Source organism: Hyphomonas beringensis, assembly GCF_000682755.1.
Lineage (GTDB): Bacteria > Pseudomonadota > Alphaproteobacteria > Caulobacterales > Hyphomonadaceae > Hyphomonas > Hyphomonas beringensis.
In genome coordinates this window covers 1-15,786 of record NZ_AWFF01000030.1, presented here as the reverse complement: position 1 = coordinate 15,786, position 15,786 = coordinate 1, and the positions used below count along the sequence as shown (strand labels likewise).

17 protein-coding genes and 1 tRNA gene are annotated in these 15,786 nt (G+C 59.0%); 11 read left to right on the top strand and 7 right to left on the bottom strand.

Going from position 1 to position 15,786, the window contains the following annotated elements:
* Nucleotides 1-109 precede the first annotated feature (109 nt).
* Both HY29_RS05925 and HY29_RS05920 read right to left on the bottom strand, forming a co-directional pair.
* Nucleotides 110-1,387 (bottom strand): SGNH/GDSL hydrolase family protein, encoded by a 1,278-nt coding sequence (locus tag HY29_RS05925; protein ID WP_034794074.1) that lies wholly within the window; start codon nucleotides 1,385-1,387, stop codon nucleotides 110-112.
* 11 nt (nucleotides 1,388-1,398) lie between these two features.
* Nucleotides 1,399-2,256, bottom strand: a complete 858-nt coding sequence (locus tag HY29_RS05920; protein ID WP_051601189.1) for an SGNH/GDSL hydrolase family protein — start codon at nucleotides 2,254-2,256, stop codon at nucleotides 1,399-1,401.
* Between the two features lie 337 nt (nucleotides 2,257-2,593).
* On the opposite strand from HY29_RS05920, the gene pabB reads away from it, so the two are divergent.
* The 3 genes from pabB to HY29_RS05905 all read left to right on the top strand — a co-directional run bounded on the left by pabB (nucleotide 2,594) and on the right by HY29_RS05905 (nucleotide 6,709).
* Complete coding sequence (gene pabB, locus HY29_RS18810) at nucleotides 2,594-4,738, top strand: aminodeoxychorismate synthase component I (RefSeq protein WP_081811255.1); 2,145 nt, start codon at nucleotides 2,594-2,596, stop codon at nucleotides 4,736-4,738.
* Nucleotides 4,739-4,802: 64 nt separating this feature from the next.
* Nucleotides 4,803-5,402 carry a hypothetical protein gene (locus tag HY29_RS05910; protein ID WP_034794062.1) on the top strand — a complete coding sequence of 200 codons (600 nt, stop codon included), beginning with the start codon at nucleotides 4,803-4,805 and terminating at the stop codon, nucleotides 5,400-5,402.
* A 140-nt stretch (nucleotides 5,403-5,542) separates the two neighbouring features.
* Nucleotides 5,543-6,709: a CaiB/BaiF CoA transferase family protein gene (locus HY29_RS05905; RefSeq protein ID WP_034794060.1), complete on the top strand. Its 1,167-nt coding sequence runs from the start codon at nucleotides 5,543-5,545 to the stop codon at nucleotides 6,707-6,709.
* Here HY29_RS05905 and HY29_RS05900 read toward each other — a convergent pair.
* The 3 genes from HY29_RS05900 to HY29_RS05890 all read right to left on the bottom strand — a co-directional run bounded on the left by HY29_RS05900 (nucleotide 6,706) and on the right by HY29_RS05890 (nucleotide 9,363).
* Nucleotides 6,706-7,662 carry an alpha/beta hydrolase gene (locus HY29_RS05900; protein WP_034794255.1) on the bottom strand — a complete coding sequence of 319 codons (957 nt, stop codon included), beginning with the start codon at nucleotides 7,660-7,662 and terminating at the stop codon, nucleotides 6,706-6,708. The genes HY29_RS05905 and HY29_RS05900 overlap by 4 nt on opposite strands.
* Nucleotides 7,663-7,675: 13 nt before the next feature.
* Nucleotides 7,676-8,416: an SDR family NAD(P)-dependent oxidoreductase gene (locus HY29_RS05895; protein WP_034794253.1), complete on the bottom strand. Its 741-nt coding sequence runs from the start codon at nucleotides 8,414-8,416 to the stop codon at nucleotides 7,676-7,678.
* A gap of 80 nt (nucleotides 8,417-8,496) precedes the next feature.
* Nucleotides 8,497-9,363, bottom strand: a complete 867-nt coding sequence (locus HY29_RS05890; protein ID WP_034794057.1) for an alpha/beta fold hydrolase — start codon at nucleotides 9,361-9,363, stop codon at nucleotides 8,497-8,499.
* 143 nt (nucleotides 9,364-9,506) lie between these two features.
* Here HY29_RS05890 and HY29_RS05885 point away from each other — a divergent pair, with 143 nt between their 5' ends.
* Nucleotides 9,507-10,733 carry an alpha/beta fold hydrolase gene (locus HY29_RS05885; protein WP_034794055.1) on the top strand — a complete coding sequence of 409 codons (1,227 nt, stop codon included), beginning with the start codon at nucleotides 9,507-9,509 and terminating at the stop codon, nucleotides 10,731-10,733.
* Between the two features lie 163 nt (nucleotides 10,734-10,896).
* Entirely contained in the window at nucleotides 10,897-11,097 is a 201-nt protein-coding gene (locus HY29_RS05880) for a NepR family anti-sigma factor (protein WP_155838221.1), read from the top strand.
* A 15-nt stretch (nucleotides 11,098-11,112) separates the two neighbouring features.
* On the opposite strand, the gene HY29_RS19160 is transcribed toward HY29_RS05880, so the two are convergent.
* Nucleotides 11,113-11,304 carry a hypothetical protein gene (locus HY29_RS19160; RefSeq protein WP_155838220.1) on the bottom strand — a complete coding sequence of 64 codons (192 nt, stop codon included), beginning with the start codon at nucleotides 11,302-11,304 and terminating at the stop codon, nucleotides 11,113-11,115.
* A 235-nt stretch (nucleotides 11,305-11,539) separates the two neighbouring features.
* Nucleotides 11,540-12,019: an outer membrane protein assembly factor BamE gene (locus HY29_RS05870; RefSeq protein ID WP_034794047.1), complete on the bottom strand. Its 480-nt coding sequence runs from the start codon at nucleotides 12,017-12,019 to the stop codon at nucleotides 11,540-11,542.
* 91 nt (nucleotides 12,020-12,110) lie between these two features.
* Between HY29_RS05870 and HY29_RS18325 the strand changes: the two genes are divergently transcribed.
* The 6 genes from HY29_RS18325 (at nucleotide 12,111) to HY29_RS05840 (ending at nucleotide 15,785) form a co-directional block, all read left to right on the top strand.
* Nucleotides 12,111-12,644 (top strand): ubiquinol-cytochrome C chaperone family protein, encoded by a 534-nt coding sequence (locus tag HY29_RS18325; RefSeq protein ID WP_051601188.1) that lies wholly within the window; start codon nucleotides 12,111-12,113, stop codon nucleotides 12,642-12,644.
* A gap of 97 nt (nucleotides 12,645-12,741) precedes the next feature.
* The gene (gene plsX, locus HY29_RS05860) at nucleotides 12,742-13,776 is read left to right on the top strand and encodes a phosphate acyltransferase PlsX (protein ID WP_081811253.1); all 1,035 of its coding nucleotides are present in this window, start codon (nucleotides 12,742-12,744) and stop codon (nucleotides 13,774-13,776) included.
* A 22-nt stretch (nucleotides 13,777-13,798) separates the two neighbouring features.
* The gene (locus HY29_RS05855) at nucleotides 13,799-14,770 is read left to right on the top strand and encodes a beta-ketoacyl-ACP synthase III (protein WP_034794043.1); all 972 of its coding nucleotides are present in this window, start codon (nucleotides 13,799-13,801) and stop codon (nucleotides 14,768-14,770) included.
* Nucleotides 14,771-14,873: 103 nt separating this feature from the next.
* Complete coding sequence (locus HY29_RS05850; protein WP_034794040.1) at nucleotides 14,874-15,167, top strand: integration host factor subunit alpha; 294 nt, start codon at nucleotides 14,874-14,876, stop codon at nucleotides 15,165-15,167.
* 17 nt (nucleotides 15,168-15,184) lie between these two features.
* On the top strand, nucleotides 15,185-15,658 hold the full coding sequence (locus HY29_RS05845) for a MerR family transcriptional regulator (RefSeq protein ID WP_034794037.1): 474 nt from the start codon (nucleotides 15,185-15,187) through the stop codon (nucleotides 15,656-15,658).
* Nucleotides 15,659-15,711: 53 nt separating this feature from the next.
* Nucleotides 15,712-15,785 (top strand) — tRNA-Pro (locus HY29_RS05840).
* Nucleotide 15,786 lies beyond the last annotated feature (1 nt).

Sequence of the window (15,786 nt, the reverse complement as noted above, 5' to 3'; positions counted from 1 at the left end):
CCTCGGTATGGGAGAACGCTACGAGAAATACAAACGTTTGTAAATCCGTCGCGCTCGCTCATCTCCATTCTGGTCTTTTGGGTCAAGTCAGGTCCGGTCAGGTGCACGCTTAGCGAAACAGGTCGAGATCAATCGACTCTGCCATAGCCTTGTAGCCGACATCTGAGGGATGAATACGGTCGCCGGAATTGTATTTCTCGGCCAGATAGTCAGGATTTTCCGGATCTCGCACGGCGGCGTCAAAGTCGATGACGGCATCAAACGCGCCGCTATTGCGGATCCAGTCATTGACCTCCTTGCGGATGACATCTTTTTTCTCTGTGGCGTAGCCCGGAAACGGAGAGCCAAGATCAGGCGTCAGGGTGGCGCCGATTACGCGGATGCCATTGGCGTGTGCTCGTTCGATCAGCTGTATGTAAGCGCTCGTAATATCGGAAGCGGTCACCCGGCCGTAAGGCTCTGTCCGGCCAGGCATGACCAGTCCGCTCACGCCAATATCATTGATGCCTTCCAGAATGATCACATCCGTCACGCCGGGCATTCCAAGCACATCGCGATCAAAGCGGGCGAGGGCGCTTTGGCCTACACTATCCTGAAGCAGACGGTTGCCACCGATGCCGTGATTCACAATCGCCACATCGTCCATGCCTGCGGCGCGCATTCGCTCTGCCAGATAGTCCGGCCACCCTCTCATCAAGGGATCGCGGCTGCCCATGCCGTCCGTGATAGAGTCGCCAAAGGCCACGACCACGCGGTCAACATCCGCATTGTCTGTGTGAATGGCGGATACCAAAGGCTGTCCGACAAGTGTTTTGCTGTTTTCCAATTTCTGGCTGCGGGTCTGATCTGCACCCGGTGCAACATGCGCGATGAGTTGTGGGTCGGCTTGAGCGACATTCACAGGTTCACGCATATAGAGGCTGACGGCCACAACACTGCCATCGGGAACATCGAGGTCGACGGGGTCGCTCCAGATCGGCGCGCCGGCAGACAGCAGAAGCAAATCATCACGGCCGAAGAACTTCAGGGGACGGATCGTATCCGTATCGATGCCATCTTTGGTGGCGAGCGCGATACTGGCAGAGCCGATGGATAGACGGTCAACACTTGGGCCGCCATCCAGAACGATGCGGACTTTCTCGCCACCTGCACTGACACGCATGAAATAGCGCACTGTGCCCTCAAGGCGGGGCGCCACCATGCCGCGAGGGGCGGCTTCAGGCGGCACAGGCAGGGAAGGGCTGCTGGCCCATGTCGCAACCCAGTTTTCGGAGGAAAGGGGTTGGGCTTCCAGATCGGCCGTTTGGCAGGCGGCCAGCATCAATGTGGCGCTGGAAGCGAGGAGGGCCAGTACGCCCGAAGGCTTTCGCAGAGAAAAGCGTTTCATTTGCTCAGGCCTCAGTCTTGAAGGGCTTTAGTGATTGCCGCTTCTGCTGTGTCATGGATTGCGGCATAGCCAAGGCGGTTCGGGTGAACACCATCAGGCGTATATTTGGGCGTCATGCCCTTGCCATCTTCAGACAGAAGGCTGTGATAGTCCACATAAACTGCGCCGACTTCGGCGGCATAGTCCTCAAGCCAGGCGTTCAGGGTGTCGATACGCTTGGCGGGCTGTAGTTCCGGGCGCCACCCGAACACGTCGGCGGGCGGTATGCTGGCAAGAATGACAGCAATGTCATTGCTCTGGGCCAGGGTCGTCATGGAACGGATATTGTTTTTGTAGGCTTCGTCGCTGACATAACCGGTATTCTCGGCCAGATCATTCGTGCCTGCCATGATGTGCACGGCTTGGGGCTTCAGTGCTACCACATCCTGCCAGAAGCGAACCAGCATTTGCGAAGAGGTTTGCCCGCTGATGCCGCGATCGATGACGCCGTCAGTAAACAGCTCCTTGTCGCCCACACGCCAGAATTCCGTGATGGAGTCGCCCATGAAGACGACTTTCGGCGCTTGTCCTTCAAGCACCGTCTCATTGTCTTTCTGGTATTTGCAGACATTCCCCCAGTCTTCCTTGAGCAGGCGTTCATCCCGTGCGCGAATTTCGGGAAACTCCGGGGCGCTGAGCACCGAGGCATGGGTGAAATTGCTGTCCGGATCCATCATCCGCTCAACGACGCCCTCCATGAACACGGCGCCCTCAGGGCTCAATTCCGGGCACACATGGGGGGCGGGGGCGGCAACAGGTTCTTCCGAATGAGCGGCCATGCCAAGTGAGACCGCAGCCATGGATGCCAGGAACGTGTGGGTCAGCTTCATTGTCTTCTCCTCCTCAGCATCGGGGCATCAAGGCAGGCTCACGACGATGCTGTGCTTTATCTCAGGCCCCGCCATACGGGGGCTCCCATTATTGAATCGGACCATACAAAGCCGCGCGCAGGCGTCAACACAAACGTTTGTATTTTGTGTGTTCGCCCTTTCATGCATCCTTTCTGTCATGGTGTATTGCTATTGGATTCAATGTGTTAAGTCGCTTTTAGGGCAAGCTGCGCGAAAGGGCGCGCTAATGCCCAAAGCCTGTGCTTTCGCCGATGAGACTTCCCCGCTAAGACAGGCGGTCTGCTGGATTTAGCTTTGTCAGGATTGGCTGAGGCCGATGTTTCGCCGCGATCTCATCCCATGGTGCGACCCGCTTGAGGCCTTTGCGCCCCTGCGAGACAGCCCCTATGCGTTGCTGCTCTACAGCCCCGATGCCCGCTGGAGCTATATCTGCGCAAACCCGGTCAGCGTTGTGACGGCGGATGTCGCCAGCGACGCGCGGCATCTGGATGAAATCCGGGCGATGACGCGGCGGCTGGGCTTTGAGCGTCCATCTGATGCGCCGCCCTTTTGTGGTGGCTGGGCTGGGCTCCTTTCCTATGAATATGGCCGCGCCTTGCTGCCAAATCTGGATTCCGGGCCAGAGCGGGAAGGCTGGCCCGATATCGCGCTGGGCCTTTATCCGGAGGTCATCGCGTTTGATCACATTCAGCAAAGGGCTGAATACTGGCGCTGGTCATGGGGCGACACAGGCAAGCCATCCTTGAGAGACATGATCTCTCTGCAGGCCCACGCACCTCTTCCCCCTCGGCTAACCCATCATGCGCCACGCACAACAATCGCCCGTCCGGAGTATGAGCAAAGCATCGCCCGCACTGTGGCCTACATTCATGCCGGGGACTGTTTTCAGGCAAACATTTCCCAGCGCTTCGATTTCGACTTGGAGGGCGCCGCGCATCCCTATGATCTCATGCGCCGCCTGTCAGGGAACAGCCCGGCGCCATTTTCGGCCTATTTCCGCTTGCCGCATCATGCCCTCGTCTCGAATTCACCCGAGCGGTTCCTGAAGGTTCACGTCACGCCAGACGGCGTACACAAGGTAACCACTCAGCCCATCAAGGGGACGCGCCCTCGCGGCCAAGCACCGGACGAAGATAAGCGCCTGGCGGAAGAACTTGTGACCTCCGAAAAGGACCGTGCGGAAAACCTGATGATTGTGGACCTCATGCGTAATGATCTCTCGCGCGTCTCCAGGCCGGGCAGCGTGAAGGTTCCGAAACTGAATGCGTTGGAAAGCTATGCGAATGTCCACCATCTCGTCTCGACCGTGACGAGCGAGTTGGAAGAGGGGCGTGATGCTCTGGATGTTATCCAGGCGGCCTTTCCGGGCGGCTCCATCACGGGCGCGCCGAAGATCCGGGCCATGCAAATCATTGCTGAACTCGAGCAGGAAGCGCGCGGCCCCTATTGCGGCTCACTCGTCTGGATGAGTCCTGACGGGAACATGGAATCCTCCATCCTTATCCGCACCGTGGCTATGGCCAGGCAACAGGATGATCGTTGGACGGGCCATTTCCGGTCGGGAGGCGGGATCGTCTCGGATTCTGTTCCGTCAGAGGAATATCAGGAAACACTGGACAAGGCATCTGCCGTAATCCGTGCGCTGATGGAGGATAACATGCCGGAACCTATGGACATTGCCTTCAAGGGCTCAGCCCAGACCGCCTCACCAGAAGTGTCCGTGCGCGACAGGGCATTCCTGCTGGGCGATGGATGTTTTGAAACCCTGCGCCTGTCAGGGGGTAGCATTGAAGGCCTGGATGAGCATATCGCCCTACTGCGGCGCTCTCTTTCCGTGCTGGGAATAAATGGCATCCCCCAGGATGAAACCCTGAGGCAGGCCCTTCAGCAGCTCGCAAAGCGCATCACGGGCGAGGCCGCCCTGAGACTAACGGTCAGCCGCGGGGCAGGCGGGCGCGGGGCAGACGCCACGAGCAGCGAGCCTCTGACCGTGCTCAGCGCCACCCCGCTTTCTGATACGCGGCCCTATGCACCCATGAGTGTGATTACAGCTTCGATACGCCGGAACGAGACATCTCCTCTCTCGCAGATCAAATCGACCAGCTATGGCGACAATCTCGCCGCGCGGCGGCAAGCCACAGAGGCAGGGGCGGATGAATCCCTGATGCTCAACATGGCTGGCCGGCCTGCCTGCTTTGCCATGGGAAATCTGTTCCTCGTTACGGCGGATGGTGTGTGGGTCACACCGCCGGAAGAAGAGGGCGTACGCCCCGGCTATATGCGCGCCAGCATCCTCCTCCGCCTTCAGCAAGATGGCGCACCTTATGAGATAAGGCCCGTCGACTATGCGGAACTGTTGCAGCCGGGCGCCCAGCTCTTTGGTGCCAATTCCCTGTGGGGGCTCCGCGCCGTTGCAAGTCTGGACGGGCACTTGCTGGCTCAAACGCATCAGGAAACCTGATGCGACAGAGGCCGAGTTCACTGCCCGAATCCGTCGCATAGGCCGTGCCCTCATTCTGTGGGGCATGAGCAATCCGGACTTCATCAATCACGGCCTTGAACAGGCGCGTTACGCCCTGACCAATATCATTGGCATGACGAACGCGCAGTTGAGGCCAAGAACATTGCCGCGCAGCCTGAAGCAGCGCGCGTCCGGGCGTTTGTCCCAGCTTGAGATGATTGTCCGCCGGCTCCTGTTCCTGATGGCTCTGATGCTGGGCCTTCCGGCGCCTGCGGAGCCCCGCAAGACAGAGCCGCGCCAGTTGCCGGAAGGCACGGAGATCGTTTCCTTTCCCACTCAGCGGCGCTTTGCCCTTTCCGCAAAGAAGGTGGCCATGGTCTCAGATGCCGTTTTCCTGCAGCCACCCTTTCGGGACGGGCAGCCGGTTCTGGCGGCACCCTTTCTGGCTCGCATCGCGGCGCTCTATCGTGTCCTGAAAGACCCGGATGCGCATGCAAAGCGCCTGGCGCGCTGTATCGCACGGCAGAAACAGGCGGGCGAGCCCGCACCCCAGATTATGCCGATTGCCAGTGCGTACCGTCTGCGCCCGGAATTGGGCATCGTCTCTGCGGCCTTGCCCGGTATGATCCGCGCTCTGCTGCAGGACTGGTGTGACACCAGCTGAGCCTGTCTCCAAAACACACGTTCCTGCCGTGCCCTCATCAGCGGGCGCGGATACAGGCGCAGGTCAGTCAATCGCTCGAAACGTCTTGTCTGTCCCAGCGACAACCGCATTATGAGCAAGAAAAATCCGGAGGAAACCACATGCCCGCAACGAATGTTCTGTCTGACCTGCGCATCGCCGACATGACGACGGTCATCTTCGGCCCTTACTGCACGCAGACCCTGGCAGACATGGGTGCTGAGGTCGTGAAGGTTGAGCCGGAGAAGGGTGACGATTTCCGTAATGTCGGCAAGCCCGCCAACACCAAGGGCATGGGGCCGTGTCACCTGACCATGAACCGCGGCAAGCGCTCTGTGGTTTGGGACATGAAATCCGATGAAGGCAAGGCCGCCATCCGAAAGCTGATAGAGACGAGCGATGTTTTCATCCACAACATTCGCGCCGATGCGGTCGCCCGCCTTGGCCTCACTTTTGAGGAAGTGAAGAAGATCAAGCCGGATATTGTCTATATCCATTGCGTCGGCTTCGGCTCGGAGGGGCCTTATGCGGGCCGCCCAGCCTATGATGATCTTATCCAGGGGCTATCGGGCGCGACCATGCTGTTGCCAAAGGTTGATGGAAATGAGCGCCCGCGTTTCATCCCGACTGCCTTTGCAGACAAGGTTTCCGGTCTTCATGCCGTCTATGCCACGCTCGCTGCCCTCCGCCAGCGCGATCGCACAGGAGAGGCCGTCCATGTCGAAGTGCCGATGTTCGAATGCATCACCCACTTCCTGCTGGAAGAGCATTTCTACGAGGCGGTCTTTGATCCGGCGAATGGTCCGTTCTGCTATCAGCGCCAGGTGGACCCGTGCCGCCAGCCGCTGAAAACCTCTAACGGCTATATCGTCATTGCGCCCTATGTGGACGCCCGATGGGTGAAACTGTTCGACGTGATCGGTGCGCCGCAGGAACTGGAAGATGACCGTATCAGTGATTATCGCGGCCGCTATTTCAACATGGACTATATGATGGAGCGGGTGCAGCACTACTTCAAGGATCAGCCTACGGAGCACTGGCTGCAAGTTCTGTCAGACGCGGATATCCCAGCGGCCAGGGCGAATGATTTTCCGGATCTGCAGGAAGATCCGCACCTCAAGGCGGTCAATTTCTTCCAGCGGCGCGAGCACCCTACAGAAGGTGGGTATTGGGAGCCCCAACCGCCGGTCCATTTTGTGGGCGCGCCGAAAAAGGAAATCCGCCCGGCACCGCGTATCGGTGAGCACACCGAAGAAGTTCTTGCAGAGCTTGGCCTGTCTCTGGACTAGGCCGCGCCAATGCCTCGCGCCAGCGCGTCCCAGGCGTCTCGGGTGTATTGCTTGGTCACGCGGGCTTCTGTCACCCACATGAAGCCATGCGGCGCCCCCGGATAGACATGGAGTTCCACCGGAACGCCGGCGGCCATCAGGCGGCGGGCATATTCGAGGTTTTCTTCGGTGAAGAGGTCCATTGCACCTGTCGCCATGAACACCGGAGGCAGGCCGGAAAGGTCTTCTGCCCGGGCCGCAGCGGCGTAAGGCGAGACACCCTCTGATCCGGGGGGCTGACCCAAGAGGGCGGACCAGCCAAAATGGTTCATCTCACGGGTCCACACCAACTCCCCGAACATCGGGGAGAGGTCCGTCCGGATGGCCGTCCGGTCATCAATCATCGGGAAGATCAGCTGCTGATGACAGAATGAGAACTCCTTCCGGTCACGGACCAATAGAGCCAGCGCTGCCGCCAGCCCGCCGCCCGCGCTTTCTCCGGCGACGGCAATGCGCGAGGTATCAATGCCCAGCTGATCTGCATTCTCATGCATCCAGGCCAGTGCCGCATAGGCATCCTCGACATTTCCGGGATAGCTCGTCTCAGGCCCCAGCCGGTAAGCCGCTCCCACAACAACCGCGTCCATTCCCTTCGCCCAGGCCGCGCATTGCGGTGCCATCGTATCGGGACTGCCAAGGACATAGCCGCCGCCATGAAGATGCAAAATGGCCGGGCGGTCTGTCCTATCAGAGCCGGTGCGGTAGATTTTCATCCGCACGTCCGGATCGCCATTCCGTCCCGGCGCCATTTCCTGAACGATGCTCACTTCCGGCGGCAGCGGAGGCATTTGCGCCATGGCAAATTCCTTCCGCACTTTACGAATTTCCGGCAAGGCCTCGCGGGTCAGTGTCGTCGGGGGCAGGGCCTCAAAAAAGGCTTTCAGTTCAGGATCAAGCAGATACTTCGATGACATTGGCTTTTCCTCCTCAAGGGCCGCCATCCACACGCAGGATGACGCCCGTTGTGAAGCTGGAGGAGTCTGTGGCCAGATACAAGGCGGCGGTCACAATCTCTTCCGGGCGACCGGGGCGATTAAGCGCATTATCAGCGGTCTGGCGAGCTTCTTCAGTCCAGGCCTTTGAGATGTCTGTCAGGAAGGGACCTGCGGCGATGCAATTCACCCGCACTTCCGGCGCATACTCCCGGGCCATCGATGTCGTCATCGCATTCAGCGCCGCTTTCGCGCCGGCATAGGGAACCACCGCTGGCATCGGAACCAGAGAGGCAATGGAGGAGATATTGATGATGCAGCCGCTGCCAGCATTTTTCATCCGGTCACCGATGATCGAGGCAAGGCGGAACGGGCCCTTGAAGTTCAGATTCATGACGCTGTCGAACAGGTTTTCCGGCACCTCATGGCTCGGCACCATCGGGCCCATACCCGCATTGTTGACGAGGATGTCCACCCGGCCAAACTCGGCATAGGCGGTCTCGATCAGCTGGTCGATGTCTTCCCAGCGTCCGCAATGCGCGCCGACGGCCAGCGCTCTTCGGCCCATTGCGCGGACTTCTTCAGCGACCTCCTCACAGGCGTCCTGATTACGGCTGGCAATGATCACGTCCGCGCCGCGCTCTGCGAATGCCTTGACCATCTGATAGCCAAGGCCCCGGCTGCCGCCGGTGATCAGCGCAACTTTTCCCTCAAGACTGAAAAGTGGGTCTGTCATGCGTTCCTCCTCTTTGGCCATCACTGTACCGGCGCGCTCAGGACTCGCCAGATATGTCGCGGCGGCAGGTGGGCCGGAATTCAGAGGAAGTCTTTCAGGTCCGCCAGGAATTCATCGAGCTTGTCATGGTGGAGCCAGTGCCCGGCATCCTTGTAGAGTTTCACGCGGGCGTTCTTGAAATGCTCGGCACGTCCATCTTCTGCGGGATTAGACGCCCAGCTCTTGTCGCCATACATCAACAGAGTTGGGCAGGAGATGTTCTGCCACAGCTTTTCCAAATCTTCCTGGGGCATGTCATAGGGCGTAAAAACGCGCATGTAATTGTCGAACTTCCAGGAATATGTGCCGTCTTCATTCTGGCTGATTCCGTGAATAGTCAGGTGGCGCGCCTGAGCATCAGAGAGATAGGTATTCTCTTCCTTCATCCGCTTGTAAGCGACCTCCAGGCTTTCATATTTGCGCGGCAGGCGGCCCGCGACGGAGCGCTTGGAGTCTATCCACTCCTTCATCTTGTCTGCCGGGCTGACTTCAGCCCGTTCAGCCAAAATCTTCGGGGAGGGGCCAAGACCCTCAATCGCGACGATCTTCTTGACCATCTCCGGATAGATGCCGGCATAGCGAAGGGCGATATTGCCGCCATAGGAATGGGCCACAATCGTCACCGGTCCGGCATTCAACTGGTGGATCAACTGCGCCAGATCATATACGCATGCACGCGGCGAATATTCCCCGTCGGCTGACCAGGCACTGTCGCCATGGCCGCGCAGATCCGGCGCGATAACGTGCCAGTCCTCGCGCAATTCCTGCGCAACCCAGTCCCAGCTCCGGCAATGATCGCGCCCGCCATGGAGAAGAATCAGAATGGGTGCGCCTTCATTTCCCCAATCGACATAATGAAGCCGAAGACGCTGCGAATAGTAAGAATGAGATGTTGGCCCTGTAATCATGCCGGTGACTTTCGTCCGCTGGACCCGGCTTGTCCAGATACTCCGCAGCGGCAAGTCGCGGCAGGTGTAAACAGGCCTGCTCTCGACACATTGGGCGAGCGGGATAAATGAAGGGAAAGCGCGAAGCGTAGTCAGGACAATTCATGCACGACATCAGTTTCAAGGGATTTGCCGGGGTGGCTCTCAAGGGAGACGTTTCCGGCAATGAGAATGACCCCTCAGTGCTTCTGGTCCATGGGGTGGGCCAGAGCCGGGATGACTGGAATGATGTGGCTGATGCCCTCCGCAAGGCGGGCCGCCGAGTCCTGAGAGTTGATTTGCGCGGCCATGGCGAAAGCGAGTGGCCGGAAGATGGCCGTTATGACTTTGACGCCTGCGTTGAAGACCTCCGCTGTGTTCTGGCGCAGATGGCCTCTCGGCCCGTTGTTGTGGCATCGTCACTGGCGGGGTGGATCGCGACGGCTGTGATTGGGGAAGACGGCGCGCATCTGGCGTCCGGTCTGGTTCTGGTCGATGCGCCGCCTGAGTCCGAAACCGGCTCTTCCGAAAGGTCAGATGCGGCCATCAGGGCCGTGACGGAGGCGGCCTTGTCTTCCGGCCGGTTTGATCCGCGCTTTCAGGAAACCTTTTATTCGGGCGATCTGGTTCAGAGAGTTCAGTCAGCAGCCGGTACCATCCGCCTGCCGGTCTTGTTCGTCCGCGGCGCGCTCAGCCGGATTAGCCCTGCGGATGAAGCAGGCCGGTTCGCCGGGCGCTTTGCCGACGCGGAATATGCGGAAGTCAGAGAGGCGGGGCACGCCGTTGCGACGGATTCCGCTGACCTTTTCAATGCGACGCTTCTGGATTTTCTGGAGAGACGCGTGCCGCGCTCGGTACCGGAATATCGTTCCGGGTCGGATGCCCGGACGCTACGCGATGCGATGGGGTGCTTTGCCACCGGTGTTACGGTGGTGACCGCAAAGGATGCTGACGGAGAGCCAGTCGGCCTGACAGCGAACTCCTTCACTTCCGTCTCGCTCGACCCGCCTTTGTTGCTCGTCTGCATCGCGAATACATCGAAGAGCCGGGCCGCGCTGGAGGTGGCGGAAACCTTCGCCGTCAATGTACTGCATATCGGTCAGCAACCCACATCAAACCTGTTTGCGAAGCCTGGAGAAGACCGGTTTTCGCAGACTCCCTGGGAGACCGGTCAGCATGATGTGCCTCTACTTTCTGGAGCACTGGCCAATTTTGAGTGTCGCCAACATGCCATTCATGAAGGAGGAGATCATATCATTCTGATAGGTGAAGTGATGCGGGCCAAATTTGACCCGAGACGTGATCCACTGCTTTATTTCAACGGCAAGTACCGCCGGCTTCATTTTGCATGAAAATTATGGAACGGTTTGGCGGTGATACTAATATATCCTCCAAATAAGCAGATTATACCTCCCAAGGGGTGTGATGGTAATCGCCTATTAAAGGTTTAATATAAATATCTGGCTGGGGTATGTTTGATCGCTGGGGTAGGCGGTCAGATGCATGGGGGTTCACATGAAAAAATATAAGCTTAAGGCGCCATGGCCGACGTCAGCTTCCAGTGAGCCCAATCGTTCCAGCGACAGTCGCTATGATTATCTCGGAAGAGCCCTGAAAAAGGTCTACGATAAGACTCTTGAGGAGCCCGTCCCGGACAGGCTGGTCGAGCTTATGCAGCAATTAAAGAAAGCCGAAGACCTCAAGAAAAAGAAATGAGGGCAAACTGGCCGTTCAGCCCGCGGGCTGAGGCGTATCTTCTTCCATCGGGTTTTCAGCCATGGCCAGCCTCTTGCGCGCAAGATCCCTGACCCGCTGATATCTCTTTTGGGCTGCTTCTGTTGCTGATGAATTCTGCGGTGCCTGCCGGGATGCTTGTCCAAGCGATTTCACCGTTCTGTTCAATAGTGGCATTTTCCAAGCCATCACCATCCTCCTGCCTTGCCTGGTTTGCAGTATGGGGAAATACGCTCCCCGCGTTTTGCACACCTGTTCCGACTGGATGGGCCTGACTTCTGCGGACAGGGCCATGTCCAGTGCGGCAGTAATGTCACACTAACGGGTATTCGCAGCTCAGGCGAGTTACTTTTTTATAATGACAAGCGAATCGATTCCCCAAGGGGAAGGGCTGTTCGGAAGTCAGGCAGGAACGCTGAAAATGTTAGCGGCGACGGCCAGTTGGATTGTCCGGGGTGGCTTCGTCTGTGCGGGGCAGCTGGACTGCGCCGATTGTGCCGAAGATTTGCTCCCAGAAGCCGAGTTCACGACCGCGGGTTGGCGTTTCACGCGATGCGTACTGGATGATTTGACCTGCATCTGCATCGTACTCAACCACCTCTTCAACTTTGTCGTCCGTGCCGAAGCTGATGGCGACAACGCTGCGCTTGGTGATTTTGGGTTTCAGGAAGGCAATCCGTTCCTGAATATCGGACATGTAAATCCAGGTATCTTCATCGAAAACGCTGGTCGTGGAAGGAGAGCCGAGTTTGGCCAGAACTGTGGAGCGCGTATCCTCGCCCGGCGCCATGTCACGCGGTTGCGCCTCGTCAGCCACATAGCCATGATAGTCCCGTGACGGAGTGAGACAGGCCGTCAGAGGCAGGGCCAGAACCGATAGGGCCAGAATCGCGCATCGCGACATCGGAATACTCCTGATAACTCGTTGGCAAAGACCTAGCGGTTGCGAGTATGGCTTGGCAAGCGCAGGTATGCAGGAGGCGAAGGGTTTTCCTATGTTATGGGCCAGGCGGAAACGCACGAACATCAAGCGCACGGCCGGGGCGCTTCATTCCGGCATGGTGATGGCCTCTCTGGAGCCGGCGCTTTACGAGCGCGGCCTGGCCATAGATACGTTTGAAGGCCGTGCGGCCATGGTGACGGCGCATGCCAGCCTTCTGATTCCCCGCCTCAATGCCATGGAAGCCCGCGATGGGGACCGTTTGGCCGAAGCGGTGAACGCCCTGATTCTGGATGGGTTTGATGCCTCATTTCGTGAAAAGGGCGTCGGGGATTCATCTATCGCCCGCAAGATGCGCAAGCTGGCGGAAGTTCATTACGGGCTGGGGAAGTCTCTGGCAGAGGCGTATGCTGTAGAAGATAATGCACGTGCCGACGCGGTTGCAGCCTGCGTCCGCCGCAACGCGATCTGTATGCCGGACAAGGAGATTGAGCTGGCAGACTATCTGCTGGTGCGGCGCCAGTGGCTGGCAGATCAGCCGGATGAGGCGTTTCTCTCCGGGGCCCTGTTCTGGAAAAGTCTGGTCTGAGTTGCGATTCCTTCACATGCCCGCCGTTGCCAATGCGCGGGGCGCACCTTAAACACCGCTGGGTAATCCGGACAAACTCGGTGGAGCTGGAGCGCCCGTGGCTAAAGGCACAATCCTGGCAGTTGATGCAATGGGCGGCGATAATGCCCCTGACGTGACCGTAGAGGGCGCCGCAGCGTTTCTCTCGGCGCGAAAGGAAGCATTTGTGCGCCTGCACGGCGATGAAGCAAAGCTGAAGCCCGTAATGGCGAAGTATTCCTCCGTCGCTGACAGAATGGAAATCGTTCACACTGAGGATGTCATCACCAGTGACATGAAGCCCAGCCAGGCCCTGCGCCGTGGGCGGAACTCCTCGATGTGGAACGCGCTGGAAGATGTGAAGGAAGGCCGGGCGAATGCCGCCGTTTCCGCAGGGAATACGGGCGCGCTGATGGCTATTTCCATGCTGGTCCTGCGCAAGATGGACGGCGTACATCGCCCCGCCATGACGGCTGCCTGGCCGACACTTCGGGGCCGGACTGTCGTGCTGGATGTTGGCGCGAACCTGGAAGCCGACGCGGCCCAACTGGTCACCTTCGCGATCATGGGCGAGGCCTATGCGCGAGCGATTCTGGGAATAGAGCGTCCGACGATCGGCTTGCTGAATATCGGCTCTGAAGAGATGAAGGGCCATGACGAAATCCGCGAGGCCCATGAGTTGCTGCGCGGCAGTGAACTGGACCTGGACTATCAGGGCTTTGTCGAAGGCGATGATATTTCCAGCGGCAAGGTAGATGTCATTGTGACAGATGGCTTCACGGGCAATGTTGCCCTGAAGGCCGGTGAAGGTGTGGCCCGCATGCTTGGGGTGCGGGTGCGCGAGGCCTTGACGGGCAGTCTGTTCTCAAAGCTGGGCGCTGTGCTCGCCATGGGTGGTCTGAAGAATCTGCGTTCGCAGATGGACCCGAGCAATGTGAATGGCGGTGTCCTGCTGGGGCTGGGCGGTGTATCCGTCAAAAGCCATGGTGGCACGGATGGTCGTGGATTTGCCCGCGCTTGCCAGCTTGCCGCAGACTTGGCGACAAGCCATTATAGAGATGAGGTTGCCACGAACCTCTCAAAAATCCGGCAAAAAGGGATAGCGGCCGAATAGACGGCTCTATGAAAGGCATTTGATGGCACGGCGCAGTTTTATCCGTGGTACTGGCAGTTATCTTCCCACAAAGGTGCTGACCAATGACGACCTCTCCAAAATGGTCGATACATCTCATGAATGGATTGTCGAGCGGACCGGCATTCACCAGCGGCACATAGCGGCCGAAGGGGAAATGACGTCTGACATCGCAACAGCGGCGGCGCGGGATGCGCTGGCGGCGGCGGGCCTGACGCCAGCGGATTTGGACCTGATCGTGCTGGGCACGACAACACCTGACCAGACGTTCCCGGCCACTGCGACGGCGGTGCAGGCGAAGCTGGGCATGACCGGCGGCGCGGCTTTTGACGTTCAGGCCGTCTGTTCCGGATTCCTGTTCGCGTTGTCGACAGCGGATTCGATGCTGAAGCAGGGCCTGTTCAATACGGCGGTCGTGATCGGCGCGGAAACGTTTACGCGCCTGCTGGACTGGTCTGATCGCGGCACCTGCGTGCTGTTCGGGGATGGCGGCGGCGCTGTCGTGCTGCAGGCCGAGGAATGGGACGGCGCTGAAGATGAGGGCGTCATCACGCACCATATCCGCACCGATGGAACGAAGTCCGATCTGCTCTATGTCGATGGCGGCGTCAGTTCTACCGGTACGATTGGCCATGTCCGCATGGAAGGCAATCGCGTGTTCCGCCATGCCGTGGCCAATATTTCCGCGGCCATCCAGGCCGTGCTGGACGATACGGGTCTGACCATCGAGGATATTGACTGGTTCGTGCCGCACCAGGCCAACAAACGCATCCTGGATGCGGTGGCCAAGAAGATGAACATCCATGAGGACAAGGTGATCATCACGGTGGACCAGCACGCCAATACATCGGCTGCGTCCATTCCTCTGGCCCTGAACCATGCCGTGCGCACGGGACGGGCCAAGAAGGGCGACCTGATCCTGTCTGAAGCGATGGGCGGCGGCTTTTCCTGGGGCGCGAGCCTTTTCCGCCTCTAGCCTCACAGGCGAAAATCAGCATTATCAAAGTTCAGAAGGAACGCGGGCGCTAGGATTCCGTTAATAATCCTTGGCTAACCATTAACCAAAGCGGGAGAATCCCATGACTAACCAGACTGTCACACGCGCCGAAGTTACCGACGCTATCGTTCGTGAAGTAGGGGTTACACGTCAGGAATCGTCTGATCTGCTGGACAAGACGCTGGAGCTGATCGGCTCTGCGCTTGAGAAGGAAGATGAGGTCAAGCTCTCCCGTTTTGGCAACTTCGTGGTGCGGTCTAAATCCGCGCGCGAAGGTCGTAACCCAAAAACCGGGGAAGAAGCCGTGATCGCCGCGCGCCGCGTCGTCACCTTCCGCCCCTCACCAATGCTCAAGTCATTGGTCGATAAAGATTAGCCAGGAAGGATCCCTTTATGTCTGCAAGCCGCGCTCGTGTTGAAAAGTCCGCCAAAGCATTCCGGTCAATCGGAGAAGCGGCGTCAGAGCTGGGGCTGGAGACACATGTCATCCGCTATTGGGAAAGCAAGTTCACGCGCGATGTGCGCCCGGTAAAGCGCGGCGATGGCCGCCGCATGTTCCGGCCACAGGATCTTGAGGCACTGCGGGCGATTCAGATCCTCGTCCACGAAAAAGGCCTAACCCTGAAAGGCGCGAAGGCGCTGTTGGCGGAGCAGGGCGTTCCGGCCGTGCTGGCGGGCGAGGCAACCCTGGGCGCATCCGCCCCGAGCCCGGCTCGTGAGCTGCAGAAGAGTGTCGCTGAAGCGTTCGATGCCAAGATCGAGGACACGGCAGCGACTGGCAGCCGCGAGCGGCTGGAAGATGCGCTGGTCGGCCTGACGGACCTGAAAGCCCGCCTCGACGCAGTCCGGCAGAAACGCGCAGCCTAATCCCACATAACGCATTGCGGAAAAGCGGAGGCTTGGCTACAAGCCGCCGGTGTCGGAGCGTGGCGCAGCCCGGTAGCGCACTCGCCTGGGGGGCGAGGGGTCGTAGGTTCGAATCCTATCGCTCCGAC

Coding starts and splice junctions, on each gene's coding strand:
- HY29_RS05890 (WP_034794057.1), bottom strand. CDS start 9,363: ATGATTACAGGGCCAACATCTCATTCTTACTATTCGCAGCGTCTTCGG.
- HY29_RS05900 (WP_034794255.1), bottom strand. CDS start 7,662: ATGTCATCGAAGTATCTGCTTGATCCTGAACTGAAAGCCTTTTTTGAG.
- HY29_RS05885 (WP_034794055.1), top strand. CDS start 9,507: ATGCACGACATCAGTTTCAAGGGATTTGCCGGGGTGGCTCTCAAGGGA.
- HY29_RS05850 (WP_034794040.1), top strand. CDS start 14,874: ATGACTAACCAGACTGTCACACGCGCCGAAGTTACCGACGCTATCGTT.
- HY29_RS05925 (WP_034794074.1), bottom strand. CDS start 1,387: ATGAAACGCTTTTCTCTGCGAAAGCCTTCGGGCGTACTGGCCCTCCTC.
- HY29_RS05905 (WP_034794060.1), top strand. CDS start 5,543: ATGCCCGCAACGAATGTTCTGTCTGACCTGCGCATCGCCGACATGACG.
- HY29_RS05845 (WP_034794037.1), top strand. CDS start 15,185: ATGTCTGCAAGCCGCGCTCGTGTTGAAAAGTCCGCCAAAGCATTCCGG.
- HY29_RS05910 (WP_034794062.1), top strand. CDS start 4,803: ATGAGCAATCCGGACTTCATCAATCACGGCCTTGAACAGGCGCGTTAC.
- HY29_RS05920 (WP_051601189.1), bottom strand. CDS start 2,256: ATGAAGCTGACCCACACGTTCCTGGCATCCATGGCTGCGGTCTCACTT.
- pabB (WP_081811255.1), top strand. CDS start 2,594: ATGTTTCGCCGCGATCTCATCCCATGGTGCGACCCGCTTGAGGCCTTT.
- HY29_RS05870 (WP_034794047.1), bottom strand. CDS start 12,019: ATGTCGCGATGCGCGATTCTGGCCCTATCGGTTCTGGCCCTGCCTCTG.
- HY29_RS05895 (WP_034794253.1), bottom strand. CDS start 8,416: ATGACAGACCCACTTTTCAGTCTTGAGGGAAAAGTTGCGCTGATCACC.
- HY29_RS05880 (WP_155838221.1), top strand. CDS start 10,897: ATGAAAAAATATAAGCTTAAGGCGCCATGGCCGACGTCAGCTTCCAGT.
- HY29_RS05855 (WP_034794043.1), top strand. CDS start 13,799: ATGGCACGGCGCAGTTTTATCCGTGGTACTGGCAGTTATCTTCCCACA.
- HY29_RS18325 (WP_051601188.1), top strand. CDS start 12,111: ATGTTATGGGCCAGGCGGAAACGCACGAACATCAAGCGCACGGCCGGG.
- HY29_RS19160 (WP_155838220.1), bottom strand. CDS start 11,304: ATGGCTTGGAAAATGCCACTATTGAACAGAACGGTGAAATCGCTTGGA.